This is a genomic window from Methylobacterium sp. E-046 (assembly GCF_022829625.1).
In the GTDB taxonomy this organism is placed as follows: Bacteria; Pseudomonadota; Alphaproteobacteria; order Rhizobiales; family Beijerinckiaceae; genus Methylobacterium; species Methylobacterium longum.
Genome location: NZ_JAKSYP010000196.1, coordinates 1 through 846 on the forward strand (window position 1 = coordinate 1; position 846 = coordinate 846).

Below are 846 nucleotides of genomic sequence, written 5' to 3' on the forward strand. Positions count from 1 at the left end.
AGTCGCGATCGCCGACGCCCATTGGTTTCGGCACATGGCAACGCGGGCCCTACGGGACGGCAAGCCCAAGGCGCAGATGCGAGCGGAGAGAGCCCGGACATCGGCGCGCATCATCCTGACGCGGGCCAAAGAGGATGCCGCTATGCATCGCATGATCGTCGAGGCTGCAGCAGCTGGACGGCAGCCGACCTGACGCATCTCACCCTCGACGCCATTGTCGTGAGCTGGTGAGGGCTGTCACGCCTCATCCTCGGTGATGTCGTCCCGGAAGCCGTCGAAGCCCTTCAGCGGCACACCAGTCCTGTACAAGTCGTACTTGCGGCCCAGTCGGTCGAGCTGCGATCCAACCCCGACCAGGGCGTAGCGGCGATCGTTGTCATCGACGACGCGCAGCAGTCGGGCGCGGAACAGCTCGTCGGATTCGGGATCGCTCATGCGCTGCTACCTATGCGGTCTCGATCTGCCTACCTCGATGAGGTGATGAAGAAATCAGGCCGGACCCATGAGGATGTGGTCGACGATCGCCACGAACTCGCGGGCGGCTGAAGCGCGCTGCGTACCACCGTCTGGAGCCGAGACAGCTACGTCCCACGCGGCATCGATCGCCTCTGCGCTTGGCCGCTTGAGTGCCGTCAGCACGGCACGGACGACAGCCTCAGCCGTCATGTCTGGATCCGTCACCGGGGCTCGCTGCAGTGGCAGGCGGACCGCCTCGCACAACCGCTTCAAGTCCGGCGTCATAGCGTGCCTCCGGGTCTGAGGCCGGCGCCTTTCAACGGTACGCCTGTCCGGAAGCGACCGTACTTCCGCGCGAGGTCGTCGAGATAGGTGCCGGCAGCCACCAGG

General features: G+C 65.5%; 3 protein-coding genes. 1 reads left to right on the forward strand and 2 read right to left on the reverse strand.

From position 1 onward, the window contains the following. A partial coding sequence (locus MKK82_RS20615; RefSeq protein ID WP_243986639.1) for a hypothetical protein occupies nt 1–193 on the forward strand: 193 nt, incomplete at its 5' end. 44 nt (nt 194–237) lie between these two features. On the opposite strand, the gene MKK82_RS20620 is transcribed toward MKK82_RS20615, so the two are convergent. Together MKK82_RS20620 and MKK82_RS20625 are read right to left on the reverse strand one after the other, a co-directional pair. Further along, the gene (locus tag MKK82_RS20620; RefSeq protein ID WP_243986641.1) at nt 238–435 is read right to left on the reverse strand and encodes a hypothetical protein; all 198 of its coding nucleotides are present in this window, start codon (nt 433–435) and stop codon (nt 238–240) included. 54 nt (nt 436–489) lie between these two features. Then, on the reverse strand, nt 490–666 hold the full coding sequence (locus MKK82_RS20625) for a hypothetical protein (protein WP_243986643.1): 177 nt from the start codon (nt 664–666) through the stop codon (nt 490–492). Between the last annotated feature and the right edge of the window lie 180 nt (nt 667–846).